The organism is Acidiferrimicrobium sp. IK, assembly GCF_025499425.1.
Classification (GTDB): domain Bacteria; phylum Actinomycetota; class Acidimicrobiia; order Acidimicrobiales; family Palsa-688; genus Acidiferrimicrobium.
The window spans coordinates 1-14,044 of sequence record NZ_JAIMCB010000012.1; the positions used below are offsets into that span (position 1 = coordinate 1).

General features: G+C 72.3%; 13 protein-coding genes. All 13 read right to left on the reverse strand.

Going from position 1 to position 14,044, the window contains the following annotated elements; genetic code table 11:
* Window positions 1-101 precede the first annotated feature (101 nt).
* The 13 genes from K6U06_RS18040 to rplM all read right to left on the reverse strand — a co-directional run bounded on the left by K6U06_RS18040 (window position 102) and on the right by rplM (window position 13,938).
* The gene (locus K6U06_RS18040; protein WP_262323357.1) at window positions 102-950 is read right to left on the reverse strand and encodes an amidohydrolase family protein; all 849 of its coding nucleotides are present in this window, start codon (window positions 948-950) and stop codon (window positions 102-104) included.
* 107 nt (window positions 951-1,057) lie between these two features.
* Window positions 1,058-2,530: a group II intron reverse transcriptase/maturase gene (ltrA, locus tag K6U06_RS18045; protein ID WP_262323358.1), complete on the reverse strand. Its 1,473-nt coding sequence runs from the start codon at window positions 2,528-2,530 to the stop codon at window positions 1,058-1,060.
* 447 nt (window positions 2,531-2,977) lie between these two features.
* Window positions 2,978-3,730 (reverse strand): HAD family hydrolase, encoded by a 753-nt coding sequence (locus K6U06_RS18050; RefSeq protein WP_262323359.1) that lies wholly within the window; start codon window positions 3,728-3,730, stop codon window positions 2,978-2,980.
* Between the two features lie 188 nt (window positions 3,731-3,918).
* Window positions 3,919-4,632: a glycosyltransferase gene (locus K6U06_RS18055; RefSeq protein ID WP_262323360.1), complete on the reverse strand. Its 714-nt coding sequence runs from the start codon at window positions 4,630-4,632 to the stop codon at window positions 3,919-3,921.
* On the reverse strand, window positions 4,623-5,744 hold the full coding sequence (locus K6U06_RS18060) for a glycosyl hydrolase family 8 (protein WP_262323361.1): 1,122 nt from the start codon (window positions 5,742-5,744) through the stop codon (window positions 4,623-4,625). The genes K6U06_RS18055 and K6U06_RS18060 overlap by 10 nt, the downstream gene beginning before the upstream one ends.
* Window positions 5,741-6,556, reverse strand: a complete 816-nt coding sequence (locus tag K6U06_RS18065; RefSeq protein ID WP_262323362.1) for a hypothetical protein — start codon at window positions 6,554-6,556, stop codon at window positions 5,741-5,743. Before K6U06_RS18065 ends, K6U06_RS18060 begins: the two co-directional genes overlap by 4 nt.
* A 59-nt stretch (window positions 6,557-6,615) precedes the next feature.
* Window positions 6,616-8,352, reverse strand: a complete 1,737-nt coding sequence (locus K6U06_RS18070) for an ArnT family glycosyltransferase (RefSeq protein ID WP_262323363.1) — start codon at window positions 8,350-8,352, stop codon at window positions 6,616-6,618.
* Window positions 8,349-9,632: a glycosyltransferase gene (locus tag K6U06_RS18075; protein ID WP_262323364.1), complete on the reverse strand. Its 1,284-nt coding sequence runs from the start codon at window positions 9,630-9,632 to the stop codon at window positions 8,349-8,351. Before K6U06_RS18075 ends, K6U06_RS18070 begins: the two co-directional genes overlap by 4 nt.
* Window positions 9,633-9,709: 77 nt before the next feature.
* Window positions 9,710-10,933, reverse strand: coding sequence for a hypothetical protein (locus tag K6U06_RS18080; RefSeq protein ID WP_262323365.1), 1,224 nt, complete (start codon window positions 10,931-10,933; stop codon window positions 9,710-9,712).
* Window positions 10,930-11,532, reverse strand: a complete 603-nt coding sequence (locus tag K6U06_RS18085) for an RNA polymerase sigma factor (protein WP_262323366.1) — start codon at window positions 11,530-11,532, stop codon at window positions 10,930-10,932. Before K6U06_RS18085 ends, K6U06_RS18080 begins: the two co-directional genes overlap by 4 nt.
* A gap of 114 nt (window positions 11,533-11,646) precedes the next feature.
* Window positions 11,647-13,026, reverse strand: a complete 1,380-nt coding sequence (glmM, locus tag K6U06_RS18090; RefSeq protein WP_262323367.1) for a phosphoglucosamine mutase — start codon at window positions 13,024-13,026, stop codon at window positions 11,647-11,649.
* Window positions 13,027-13,051: 25 nt separating this feature from the next.
* Window positions 13,052-13,456 carry a 30S ribosomal protein S9 gene (gene rpsI / locus K6U06_RS18095; RefSeq protein ID WP_262323368.1) on the reverse strand — a complete coding sequence of 135 codons (405 nt, stop codon included), beginning with the start codon at window positions 13,454-13,456 and terminating at the stop codon, window positions 13,052-13,054.
* A 29-nt stretch (window positions 13,457-13,485) separates the two neighbouring features.
* Entirely contained in the window at window positions 13,486-13,938 is a 453-nt protein-coding gene (gene rplM, locus K6U06_RS18100; protein ID WP_262323369.1) for a 50S ribosomal protein L13, read from the reverse strand.
* Between the last annotated feature and the right edge of the window lie 106 nt (window positions 13,939-14,044).

Consider the following 14,044-nt stretch of genomic DNA (forward strand, 5'->3'; position numbering starts at 1 on the left):
CCAACCGGCTCGTCGGCATCCTCCACGGCTGCCTAGGACACCACACGCTCTACGACGAGCACACCGCCTGGGGCCACCGTGAACAAGAAGCTGCTTGACAGTTAGACCCGTGGGATGTCTAGGTCCTCGCGGGTCATCTGCATGGTGGGCACGACGTAGGTACCCGAGCGCTCGGCCATGTCGATGGCCTCCTCGTCGATCAGGTAGGCGTGCTCGAGGCTGCGGGCCCCGCAACGCACCGCTTGCTTACAAGCCTCCGCGCCGCCGGTGTGCACCGCGACCGGCAGCCCCAGGAGCCGGGCGGTGGCACAAAGCTCCTCCATCTCGTCGTCGAACCACGTGCCGCTGGCGGGGTCGTCTCCCACGCTGAAGTAGCCGCCGGCGTTGGCGGTCTTGATCCAGTCGGCGCCATGGGCGTGCTCGCGGCGCACGACCCGGCGGATCTCGGGGGCGCTGTCGGCGAGCGTGGATACCGGAAGCTCCCATCGGGGCGGGTAGAAGCCGCTCATGTCGCCGTGGCCGGCGGACGCGCTGATCACGTGGGGGGCGACCACGAGCCGGGGTCCGGTCACAAGGCCAGCGTTGATGGCGTCTCGGAGATCGACCGTCGGGAACTCCGGGTCCATGCTTCCCAGGTCGCGCAGCGTCGTGAAGCCGTACTGGAGATACTGCTGGGCCAGGTGGAGGCCCTTGAGGGCCTTCGCAGCGGAGGACTGCAAGGTCTGGAGCGCCAGATCGGAGGCGTCCATGGTCAGGTGGACATGGGTGTCGATGAACCCCGGGCTGACCGTGCGCTGCGACAGGTCGATCACCTCTGCCCCGTCGGGGCGGTGCACGGCCGGGCCGATCTCGGCGATCAGGCCGTCACGCACCAGGATCTGCGTTGGCCCGACGATCTCGTCGGAGACCCCGTCGAAGACCGCTCCGCACACCAGGACCGATGCGCCCACTGGTAGTCAGGGGCGCGGTGCTCTGGTGAGCCCGTTTCCCCATCCCCCTTTCAATCCGTACGTGCGGTTTTCCCGCATACGGCTTAACGACGGTCTTCTTGACATGGTTACGCTGCCTTCGGATATCGGATAGTTCCCATGAGCTTGTGCAGGCCCTGGTCATGGAACCAGGTGCGCTTCCAACGGTCCGCTTGACCAGCACGGAGATTGCGACCTCGCTTCTTGATGAGCAAGCGGCGGAGTCGCCACGCTACGTAGCGGTCAAGTTCGATGAACTTGTTGCCAGCGTTCCCGGTGCGAAAGTAGTTGCCCCATCCCCGTAGGAACAGGTTCAGCCGTCCGATGACGGCTTGTAACTCCATCCCCACCTGGCTTCGACCGGTCAGGGCCTTGACTCGCTGTCGAGCCCTCTTCATCGACCGCTGCGAGGGCCAGCGGTGCAGGTAGTAGCGGACAATGCGCCGCTGCTCCCACTGCTTGCCAGACATACGGGCATGAAGATGGCAACCGAGGAAGTCGAAACCCTCCTTGCCACCCCGGAGTTCGACCACACGGGTCTTGTCCGGGTGCAGCCTCAACCCGAGGTCACCCAAGATGGCTCTCGCCGTCTCACGGGCTTGCTCGGCCTGTTCCTGAGATGTGCACATCACCACGAAGTCGTCCGCATAGCGGACGACTTCCCCGGTGCCACGCTCAACCCAGGCCCGGTCGAATGCATGCAAGTAGATGTTGGCCAACAGCGGCGAGATCACCCCGCCCTGAGGTGTCCCGGTGACCGTCTCGGAAACCACCCCATCGGCCAACACACCCGCACGCAGCCACTGTCGCAGCAGTTTGAGTACCCGCCGGTCCGATACCCGAGCCTCGACCAGAGACATCAATATGTCCTGGTCCAAGCTCCCGAAGAAGTCGGCGATGTCGGCCTCGAAGACGAACTCGTAGCCTTCGATAAAACCGACCCGCAACCGCTCCAAGGCGTCGGTGGCCGACCGCTTCGGGCGGAACCCGAACGAGCAGGGCAGAAAGTCGGACTCGAATATCGGTTCGAGGACAATCTTCGCTGCCTGCTGGCACACCCTGTCCACTACGCCAGGAATGCCCAACGGCCTCTTGGAGCCATCAGGCTTTGGTATCTCCACCCGGCGCACCGGCGCCGGACGGTAGATGCCTGCACGGAGGCGCTCAGCCAGTTCATCGAGCATCCGATGAACCCCGTAGTCCTCCACCGCCGCCAAGGTCAATCCGTCGACCCCCGCAGCGCCACGATTAGCCCGAACCCGCTCCCACGCCTCCCACAGAACGTCACTCCTGTAGATGCGGTCATACAGGGCGTGGAAACGCCGATCCGGAGACTGCTTGGCCGTAGCCCATAGCCGGTTCTGCAGTTGTCGCACTTTGACCGGGGCCACATGGCGCCCCTCGGGGTAGTTGGGCTGGGCGGTCCCAGCCATGCCCTCGCGCTTACCCGCTCGACCAGCCTGACCGAAGTCGGGGCCCTTCCCTCCCGCCGGGTTCATCCCGGCGATCAACGGTACTACGACCCCGTCGGACTCCCGCTGTGCTCCGCTCGATTTCACCATCGGCTTATACGATCGGTCTTTGCTGACAAGGCTGCACAGACGGGTCTCTCCTGTTCCGACCCAAACCTTGCGTACGTGCCGCTCCCCGTACCCCGAGGGGACCCGACCAAGGGCATCTCCGGAACTGGCCAGGAGGTCGGACATGGGCCTTCGCCGTGATGTGAGCGGCTCGGCTCCCCCATTGTGAATGTGACGAGGCTGCAGGACTCGCGCCTGGTGGCACTACGGCCCGCACGCTTGCTCCCTCCAAAGAGGCTCTTGACGCCCCGCTCAGCCCGCCACGTCTCCGCGACGAACCGGGGCCTGCTACCGGGCTCTCCGGCGATTACCCGGACGGGACTCTCACCCGCTGGTCTGGTCCAGCTTTCAGGACGCAACACGACGCCCAGACTAACCATCGGGATCCAGCTGCGCCCCCGGTCTACCTTCCAGGGACCGTCGGGCCGGCTAGGCGGATGGCCCCGCCCAGTCGGAGTGGGAGTCGGAGGCGGGGAAGGACTCCATCTCCTGCTCGTCGACCGGGTCGACGGCGCTTTGCTCGGGTTCGTCGCCCAGCCGGCTGAGCCTCGACACGGTGAGGTCATCGAGCTGGTGGACCACCAGGTCGGCTCGAGCCAGCACCCCGGCCTCGGGTGGGAATTCCCGGTTCGGTACAGCCGCCACCCGCATGCCGGCAGCCAGTGCCGCCTTGATCCCGTTGGACGAGTCCTCGATGGCAACGCAGCGACGCGATGGCACCCGAAGGCACCGGCATACCTCCAGGTAGACATCGGGATGGGGCTTGCCTCTCGGCACTTCCTCCGACGACACGGTGACCAAGAAGGCGTCGGTCAAGCCGCTCAGGGCTAGAAACTCATTGATCACGGGCCGGTTCGCCGATGAGGCCAGCGCTAGCGGCCAACGTCGCCCGATCCTTGCAACCGCGTCGAGTGCGCCGGGTAGCAGGGGCAAATGATGTCGGTAACGCGCGAGCAGCGCAGCCACCACCAGCTCGACGATCCGCTCCTTGTCGAGTTCGACGCCGATCTGGTCTCGCAGGTACGTCGACCATTCGACCGAGCTCATGCCCTGCATGTCGGAGGTCGCGTCTGGGCGCCACCGCCCGCCGTGCTCGTCGGCGACCCGGCGACGCGCGCCGTCCCAGAGGATCTCAGAATCGAGCAGCACTCCGTCCAAGTCGAACACGACCGCCTCGATCACCCCTGCAGTATGACCCTGCGAAGGAGTCGTCGGCTACCGGCGCTGGACGGACGAGGCCTGTCAACGAGAAGGTGATCTCATAGTCTCACCGAAGGCCTGAGCGTCGTGGGCTCGGCGCCGACGAGGCGCGCTTCATGAACGCGCCTCCGCCGCTTTGCGCCTCTGCCAGGATCGGCCCGGCGCACGGATCACGCCCCGGCCAGGCGCCCCAGTTGGCGCACGAACCGCCAGCCTGTCTCCACCGAGGCGTTCGACGTCCCGGCGTGGCGGGGCGCGAACGAGTAGGGCACCTCGACGGTCCGCTCCCAGCTTCCGCCGGCGAGGACCTCGAGGAGGATCTTGAACCCGTCGGGCTGGAGCGCCGCGCCGTCCACCACCGAGCGGCGCATCGCGAAGTACCCGCCGAGAGGGTCGCTGATCGAGCGCAGCCGGGGCAGCACCAGCCCGACCGCCCGCCGCGACGCCCGCGACACCAGCCGCCGGCCGGGACCGGCCAGCCCGCCGGCCGCTCCCCCGCCGGCGTAGCGGGTGGCGATCGCGATGTCGGCGTCCCCGCCGAGCACCGGCGCGATCAGCGCGCCGAGCAGCTCCGGCGGGTGCTGCAAGTCGCCGTCCATCACCGCCACCACCTCCGAGTCGGTCGCCGCGATCCCCGCGAGCACCGCACCGGCCAGCCCGCCGCGGCGCTCCCCGGCCGAGCGGTGCAGCACCCCGACGGGGCCGTAGCGCTCCGCCAGGTCGGCCAGCACCGTCGGGGTGTGGTCGTCGGAGTCGTCGACGAAGAGCAGTTCGGCGTCGAGGCCCGACCCCGCCAGGCACAGCGACGCTCGCGCCGCGAGCACCGGCGCGTTGTCCGCCTCGTGGCGGGTCGGGACGATGATCGTGGCGTCGGTCACGGGCACGTCTCCAGTCGGTGGTCGAGGGTCAAGGTGGTGAGGGCCAGCCACGCGGCTCCGTAGTAGGTGGGATGGGCCCGGTCGGCCGCTGCCGCCTTGGCCTCCAGGGCGGCGGCTGCTGGCTGGTCGCCTGAGGCCGCGGTGGCGGCAGCCAGCGCCAGGGTGCCGACCGGGCTGGGCAGCCCCGGCGACGGCTTGCCGCCGAGGTCCAGCTCCAGCTGGCCGCCGCCGCGTCGCAGGGCCGGCAGCAGGCCGGCCGCGGCGGCGCGGTAGGCGGGGAGGCAGGCGCCGGCCAGCCATATCGGCGCCCGCGCCGCGTCGAAGCCGTAGCGGACCGGGGCGCTCGGGGTGCCGGGCGGGCTGGCGGGGTGCACCGCCCCGTCGCTGCCGACCACCGCCCAGTCGGACGGGAGCGTGCCGCCGGCGGTGAGGGCCTGCAGCTGACGGTCGGCGCTGGCGGCCAGCGCCGGCCACGGCCCGCCGAGCGCGGCGGCGAGCACCCCGAGCTCTTCGGGAGACAGGTAGGACGGGTCGACGCGGGGCGGTTGGGTGGTGGCCCACGGCCCGGCGGCCAGCACCGGGCCGGTCGCGGTCGGGACCGTCTCGTGGGCGACGACCGCGGCGGCGAGGCGCCGGGCGGCCGCCAGGTACGACGGGTCCCGCCACCGGATGGACGCGCTGACCAGACCGGCGGCGGCGCCCACGTCGGCGTCGGCGGCCGGTTCGGCACCGGTGACCACCCCGTCCTGCCAGTGCCAGGCCAGCAGCCCGTCGGGTTCGAGCAGGTGAGCGGAGGCCCACGTCCACGCCGCGGCGAAACGGGCCCGGTCGCCGATGGCCGCGGCGACCAGCATGGCGTACGCCTGACCCTCGCTCACGGTGTCGCCGCCCTGGTCGCGTCGCACCACCCGCCCGTCGGGCTGCTCGTAGCCGGCGAGGAACGCTCCGGGCGAGTCGGCCGGGGTGACCGTCTCCGGGAAGGAGGCGGCGCGGCCCGAGGACGCGGAGACCCCCCAGGCTACGCCGACGGCGAGCAGCGCGGCGACTAGAAGCCCGAGGATCCCGCGTCCCGCGACCCGCCGGGCGGAGCGACGCAGCCCGCCGACGGTGGCGGTCACTTGCGGCCGGGGGCGGCCGCCTGCGGTTGGCCGGCGCCGGCGCGCAGGTCGATGACCGCGGTCTGGTCCCCGGAGGCGCCTTCGGCGTCGTGCCCGTCGAGCGGCTCGGCGATGAGCGTGTGGATGGCGCCGCGCAGGCGGCCCAGGTCCTGCTTGATCTGCTGGCGCTCGGCGACGAGACGGTTGATGGCCTCCTGCTGGCGGCGGGTCTCGTCGTCGGACTGGCGGCGGCGGTCGGCGGCGTCGGCCTCGGCGGCTGCGATCATTTCCTCGGCCCTGGCTTTGGCGTCGCGGAGCAGCTGTTGGGCGGCGTCGTCGGCCTGGCGGCGTACGTCGGCGGCTTTGGAGGTGGCCTGGTCGATCATGCTGCGGGCGTGGACGGTGGCCTCCTGGCGTTCCTTGGCGCCGGCCTCGCCGATCGCCGCCATCGACTGGCGGGCCGACTCGACCAGCTCGACCGCCTGCTGGCGGGCGTCGGCTACCAGTCGGTCGGCCTCCTGGGCGGCGCGGGCCCGGATCTGTTCTATCTCGCGCAGGCCGGCGGCGACCGCGCCCGACACCCGCTCCGCGGCCGCGCTCACCGCGGCTTCGGGGGTTGCGGGTCGTTCTGCTTCCAGCTGGTTGAGGCGGTGGTGGAGGGCGCGCACCTCCTCCTCGGAGGTGGCGGCGCGCCGCTCGGCGTGCTCGGCGCGGGCCTGCGCGCCGGCGGCCCACTCGTTGAGCCGGCCGATGTACTCGTCGACTTGGAAGCGGTCGTAGCCGCGCACGGCGTGAGCGAACTGCGGGGTTGTGGTCTCTTCGGTGACAGCCATGTTCGGGGCTCCTCTGGTTGGCGGGCGTTCGGGGTCGGCGGGCAGGCGGGGGCGCCCCGTCAGGGGCGGGCGGGGGCCGGGGCGGGCCGGCGGACGGTGGTGGGCCAGGTCCGGCCGGGCACGGTGATGCGGCGAACCTGGACGGTGGCGGCCCCCGCACCGAAGGAGGCGACCACCTGCGAGGACCCGATGGCGTCGCGCACCGGTGTCAGCTGCCCTGGCATCTGGGCCAGGGCGGAGCGGATGACCGGGGTGGAGACGATGTAGCCGAAGTCCTTCCACCCCTGCGGGAGCGCCCGCGACACCGACGGGTCCAAGTTGTTGCTGTTGTCGAGCTTGTAGAACCACACGACGCCGAGATCCGGGTCGAATCCGTGCTCGACCAGGTCGACCCAGATGCTGTCGTCGACGATCAGCCTCTGGTTCTTGGAGACGTGCTGCTCGATCCAGGTCTCCGCGGACCACACCGGGGTGGTGGCGTTGGCGGCGGCCAAGGCCCGGTCGCCGTGGTCCCAGCGGGGGGCGACGGTTAACACCAGGGCCACGGCCACGCCGGCGGCGAGCGCGCCGCGCCCGCTGGGCCGGCGGGCCGCTCCGGCGGTGCGCGCCATCCGCTCCACCAACGACGCCGGCCGCTGCGGGCCGGTCCGGTCCGGTCCGGCGGGGCGCGGCCCGGCGAGGACGTCGAGGGCCATGCCGACCGACAGCGCCGCGAACGGCAGCAGCCCGATGACGAACGGGTCGGGCAGGTAACCGCCGCGGAGGATGGTGAGCAGCGGCACGGCGAGGGCGACGATCACCGGCCACGCCCGCCGCGCGCTCAGGGACACCGGCAGGGCCAGGAGGCCGACGCCGAGCAGCCAGGCGTCGAGGTGGAGCCAGTTGGCGGCGGTGGTGTGGGCGTTGGAGCCGGCGGCGAAGAGGCTGCCCGAGGACTGGCGGGCGAAGAGCTGGAAGTCGACCGCCTGCCACAGGCTGACGTGCCCCTTGCCGGGGATCAGCTCCCCTTTGAGGGTGGCGTAGAGCGGGTAGGCCGCCGCCAGCAGCACGAACGTGGCGGCGAAGCCGGTGAGGCAGAAGCTGCGGGTCCGCCGGTCGGCGCGCACCCACAAAAGGACCGCCACCGCGGGCAGGAACAGCAGGAACGTCTCCTTGCTCAGGATCGACACCGCCATGCACGCCCCCGCCGCCGACGCGGCCCACAGGCTGCGGCGCGGCGACGCGGCCAGCACCATGGCGGCGAGCAGCCACGGGACCGCGACGTTGTCGAGCAGCACCAGCCGCTGGTAGTCGACGGCCAGAGGGCTGAGGGCGAACAGCGCCACCACCACCGCGGCGGTCCAGCGGCGCATCTCCAAGCGGCGGGACAGGACGTAGAGCAGCCCGGAGGAGATCATCGACGCGATGACCATGAGCTGGCGGCCGGCGTCGATGGCGTCCACGGACGGGCGGAACGACCCGGTGAGCCACGTCCAGCCGGCGATCTGCAGCCACGCCAGAGGCGGGTGGTCGTACCAGTAGGTGTAGGGGGCGAGGGTGTGTTGCACCTGCACCGCCCACGCCTGGGCCATGTAGGTTCCCTCGTCGTCGGTCAGCGCCGGCGAGTGGGCGGCGCCCCAGCCGTGCACCGCCCCGGCGACGGCCAGGAGCCCACCGACGATGAGCAGGCTGGCCCGGTGCAGCCCGCCCCACACCCACAGCCGCCGGCGGAGGGTGAGGACGTCGTCGGGACCGACGTCGCCGGGTTCGGGGCGGCGCAGGCCCAGCGCCTCGAGGTCGGTGGCGGTGGCGGTCACGAGTAGGCCTCCTGCGGTCGGACGGCGGCGGTGTCGCCGGCGCGGTGGGCGCCGACGTGGGCGGTCTTCTCCCAGCCCCGCTGGCCGAGGGCTTCTCGGACCACCGCCCGCACCGCCGCGGCGGCCAGGACCAACTGGTAGGGGAACATGCCCGCCAGCAGCCGGGCGTAGTCCCACGCCCGGGGCCGGACGTAGTAGAGGCGGCAGAACTCCCGCAGCCCGGCCATCTCGAACGCCAGGGACACCAGCGTCGGCACCGCCGGCAGGAACGACAGCAACGCCAGCACCACCGGAGCCTTCATCCACAAAGCGGTGGCCAGCGAGACCAGCAGCCCGAGCCCGGCGAAGGCCTGCAGGAACGGCATCGACAGGGTGTAGCGGGCCAGGAGGCGCTGGCGGCGGCTGGGTAGGTGACGCCACTCCCCCTTGCGCAGCACCTGCAGGAACCCTTGATTCCAGCGGGTCCGCTGCTTGAACAGGCTGCGGAGGGTGTCAGGGGTTTCCTCGCGCGTCACCAGGTCGGCGCTGTAAGCGATGGCCACCTTGGCGCCGAGGGTGGAGAGGCGCACCCCCAGCTCGCAGTCCTCCGCCAGGCACTCGGCGTCCCAGCCGTCCACCGCCCGCAACACCGGGGTCCGGACGAAGACCGTGTTGCCGCCGAGGGGGATGAAACGGTGCTCGGCGTGGAGGTGCAGCCGGCTGCGGAACCAGAAGAAGTACTCCAGGCAGTTGCGCAGCGAGTACCAGGTGGTCCGGAAGTTCATGAGCTGGACGCCGCCTTGCACGATGTGGGCGCCGGACTCGCTGAAGGTGGCGTCTACTTGGCGCAGCAGTCGGGGGTCCACCTCGTCCTCGGCGTCGAACACGCCGACCACGTCGCCGGTGCAGTGCGGCAGGGCGGTGTTGAGGGCTTTGGGTTTGTTCTTCGGCCAGTTCTCGTCGACGACGACTTTGAGCCGCGGGCCGTGCCGGCGGGCGGCGGCCTCCGCGACCTCGCGGGTGGCGTGGTCGTCGTGGCCGACGATGGCGATGACCTCGAAGTCCGGGTGGTCCGAAGCCATCAGCGTGTCGAGGGTGGCCCCCATCACCGCCTCCTCGTGGCGGCCGGGGACGAGCAGCGAGAACGACAGCTGCGGCTGGCTCTGAGCCACCTGGAAGCCGGTCCCGCGCAGCACCTCAGGGGTCCGCCATGCGTGCAGCATCCACCAGAGGGTGCCGGCGGCGATGGCGAACAGCAGCGCCGAGAACGCGCTGTAGACAGCAAGGAGCAGGGGGTGCATGCGGGTCCTCTTCCGGGGGGGTCGGAGGTTCGGGGACGGCGGGGGGAAAGCGGCGGGGTGGGCTGGCGCCCGGGCGCTTAGGGCAGCGTCGTGGTCGGGGCGGTGCCGGCGGGCGCCTCGGCCGGCACCGTGGTCGAGGTCGTCGACGTCGTGGAGGTGGTGGTGCTCGAGGGCTCCGGCCCGCCGGGCTGGGCGCTCGCCGGCTGCCGGGTTCCCCCGCCCGGCCCGCTCCACCGGCCGGCGTCGGGCGGCGCGGACCCGGGGGGCTGGCCGTCGGTCGGCGGGCGCGAGCCGCGGCCGTCGGCCGGCGGCCGGCTGCCCTGGAACCCTCGGGGGTCGCTCGCAGCGCCGGGGGGGTCACTGCTGGTCCCGTCTCGGCGGGTCCCGTCTTGGCTGGGCCCGGCGGCCGGGGCCGCGTCGGGCGGGATCGGGCCGCCGTCGGGGGCGGCGGGCGCCGCGGCGCCCGGCGCGGCGCCCCGGCCGGCCCCCGAGGCGGGCGCGGTGGTGACGCCGGCTGCGATCTGGCCTGCCCCCGCCTCGGACGGGTCTTCGGGGGTGCGGGCCGGGCGGGCGAGGGCCGCGGCGGCGGGGCGGGCTGCGGGTTCGGGGACGTGGATACCGGCGCCGGCCAGCCAGTGGCTGGTCGCTCGCTGCACCGGCGCCGGTAGGTGCCCGCTGGCCGCGGCCGCCGCGGTGGCGCCGGTCGCCAATACCGCCGCCGCCGCGATCACTCCGACCCGGCCGCCGGCGTGCGCGGCGCGGCGCGCCGCGGCCCGTCGACCGGCACGGTTCCCGGCGGGGACGGTCGGGGCGGCCCGCTCGGCGACCGGGGCGACGGGCCTGGAGGCCGGGACGGCGGTCCGAGCGGCCGGCGCGGCGGGTCCGCTTGGGCCGGGAGGGACCTGGCCGGCAGGGACCTGGCCGGCAGGGACCTGGCCGGCAGGGACCTGGCCGGCAGGGAGCTGGCCGGCAGGGACCTGGCCGGCAGGGAGCTGGCCGGCAGGGAGCTGGCCGGCAGGGAGCTGGCCGGTAGGGATCTGGCCGCTAGAGAGCTGGCCGGTGACGGCCCCGGCGGTTCCGGTCGGGCGCAGCGCCCGGTAGGCGGCGCGCGCCGCTTCCTCGCCGGCGGCTGGCTGCTCGCCGATCTGGCGGGCGGCGGCCATGACCCTGGCGACTCTCCGGTAGGCCTCGGGCAGGTCGGGGCGGTCCTCGCCGCTGAGGACCGCCTCGACTAGATCGTCGGCCAGCGGCGGGGCCATCCGGTCGGCGCCGCGGTCACGGCCGAGCGTCGGCCACCTCACGACGCGACCTCGGCGTCGGCGTCGACGCTGTCGGTGTCGAGGAGCCCGGCGAGGTGCTGCAGGCCCCGGTGGCACAGCACCCGGACCGCGCCTTCGCTCTTGCCGAGGGCCCGGGCGGTCTCGGCGACCGACAGGCCGGCCACCACCCGCAGGGACACGACCTGCCCCTGGGTGGCCGGGAGCCGGCGGAGGAGACGCACGGCTTCCTCGCTGGCCAGGCTCTCGGTGACTTCGATGCTCGGGTCGTCGATCGGTGCCGGGGTCTCGTGATGGTTCATGTCGGTCGGCTCCGGTAGGCGGGTGCGGACACGGTGCGCGTCGACGGCGCGGCGGCGGGCGATGGTGAACACCCAGCTTCGAAACGTGCCGGCGTCACCCTCGAAACGCTCCAGGCTCTGCGTCACGCTTATCCACGTCTCCGCCGCGGCTTCCTCCTCCACACCGGGGGCGATCACCCGTAGCCATCCGATCAGCGCCGGCTGCAGCCACCGCCACAGCACGGCGAAGCAGTCGTCGTCGCCCCGGCGGGCGCCGGCGAGGACGTCCTCCCATGAGGTCGAGGCGGGCAACGGGTTCATCTCACCGCTATCGCCGCGCACCCCCTCCTCGTTACGCGCTAATCGGAGAAAAGCGGACGAAGTGACCAAGGTCATAGCCGCCGGCGGCGCTGGCGGGAGGAGCGCCCGCTGCGACCGGTCCGGCGGACGGGCTGCTCAGGGGCTGCCGAGCGCTCCGGTCACCGCGTCGGCCAGGTGGAGGGCCACCTGGTCGGCTTCCTCCTCGCTCGGCGCTTCCACCATCACCCGGACCAGTCGTTCGGTCCCGCTCGGGCGGAGCAGGACCCGGCCCCGGCCGTCGAGGGCCCGCTCGGCGTCGCGCACCGCGTCCCACACCGCCCGGGCGCCGGGGAGCCCGTCGCGGTCCGCGACGGCCACGTTGCGCAGCACCTGGGGGAGGCGGACCATCGACCCGTCGGCCAGCTCGGCGAGGGACCGCCCGGAGCGGGCCACCAGGTCGGCGAGCAGCAGGCCCGAGAGCAGCCCGTCGCCGGTGGTAGCCAGGTCGCGGAAAATGACATGCCCCGACTGCTCCCCGCCGAGGGACCACCGGTTGGCGTCGAGGGCCTCGAGCACGTAGCGGTCGCCGACCTGGGTCTGATGCACGGTGATCCCAGCCGCGGCCATCGCCTGGTGAAAACCGAGGTTGGTCATCACCGTGACCACCACGGTGTCGTCGGCCAGCGCACCCCGAGCCCGTAGATCGGTGGCGAAAAGGGCCAGCAGGCGGTCACCGTCGACCACTCGACCCATCCCGTCCACGGCGATCACCCGGTCCGCGTCCCCGTCGAACGCCAGCCCGAGGTCGGCGCCGGCCGCCACCACCAGCTCGCCCAGCGGCTCCGGATAGGTGCTGCCGGTCCCCCGATTGATGTTGGTGCCGTCGGGGGCGGCGCCGAGCACCGCGACCACCTCGGCGCCGGCGTCGCGCGCCGCGGAGGCGGCCACCCCCGACACGGCCCCGTTGGCGCAGTCCAGCGCGACCTTGAGGCCGTCGAGGCGCCGGCCGGCGAGGGCCCCCACCACCCGGTGGCGATACCACTCGGCGGCGTCGGGGTCGACGTTCACGCCTCCGATGTCGGCCCCCGAGCGGGCCACGACGCCGGCCGCCGTCGGCGGGTGGGGCGACGAGCCGCCGACCGCCGCCAGCAACGCCGCTTCCAGCCGTTCCTCGGTCGCGTCGTCGAGCTTGAGGCCGCCGGCGGCGAAGAGCTTCACGCCGTTGTCGGCGAAGGGGTTGTGGGAGGCGGAGATCACCGCGCCGGGGAGACCCCGGGCCGCGCAGAGCGCGGCGACGGCCGGGGTGGGCAGCACACCGACGTCGATGACCTCGACGCCCTCCGCGGCCAGGCCGGCCGCCAGCGCCGCGGCCAGCATCGGACCGGACCGGCGGGTGTCGCGCCCGACCACGAACGAACGGGGCACGGACGCGACGAGCCCCCGGGCGGTCACCCGCCCGAGGGCCATCACTAGTTCTGGGGTGAGCTCGGCGCCGGCCACGCCCCGAACGCCGTCCGTGCCGAAGCGAAGCGTCACGTCGCCGCTCCGATTCCGGTTGGGATTAGCGCTTGGAGTACTGAGGCGCCTTGCGGGCCTTCTTCAGGCCGTACTTCTTGGATTCCTTCTCGCGGGCGTCGCGGGTGAGGAAGCCGGCTCGCTTGAGCGAGGTGCGAAGCTCGGGCTCGAGCTCCGCCAGGGCCCGGGCGATGCCGAGGCGCAGCGCGCCGGCCTGCCCGGAGATCCCGCCGCCGTCCATGGTGGCGTCGATGTCATAAGCGCCGTCCTTCTCGGTGAGGCGGAGCGGCTCGGTGATGATCATCTGGTGGGTCGCGGACGGGAAGTAGTCGGCGATGGGTCGCTTGTTGACCGTGACGACCGTGGTCTCGCTGCCGCCGGAGGGGCGGAGACGGACACGGGCGACAGCAGCCTTGCGGCGGCCGGTGGATTGGATCAGCGGCTTGGGCATCCGGTGGGGAAGCTCCTCGTGAGTACGGGTCAGGACGCCCGGTGCGTGCGGGGGTCGACGGTGAGCGGCTTGGGCTGCTGCGCCGAGTGGGGGTGGGTGGGCCCGGAGTAGATCTTCAGCTTGTTGATCATCGACCGGCCGAGCGGGCCTTTCGGCAGCATGCCCTTGACGGCACGCCTGACCGCCTCTTCGGGCTTGGTGTCGAGCAGCTCCTGGTAGGTCCGGGACCGCAGGCCGCCCGGGTAGCCGGAGTGCCGGTAGGCCAGCTTCTTCTCGGCCTTGCCGGAGGTCATGACGATCTTGGACGCGTTGAGCACGATCACGTGATCGCCGGTGTCGACGTTGGGAGCGAAGATCGGCTTGTGCTTGCCCCGCAGCACGCGGGCGATCTCGGTCGCCAGCCGTCCGAGGACGGCGCCGTCCGCGTCGACCTCGTACCAGACACGCTCGATGTCGGCGGGCTTGGGAGTGTAGGTGCGCACGGCGAAGTCCTTGGGAGAGTGAAGCTGTAGCGAGCGGCGGCGACAGCCTGGGTTCAGGTGCCACCGGCGGGCCGCGACGGACCGCCGGGCCGGTCGACCATGGTAG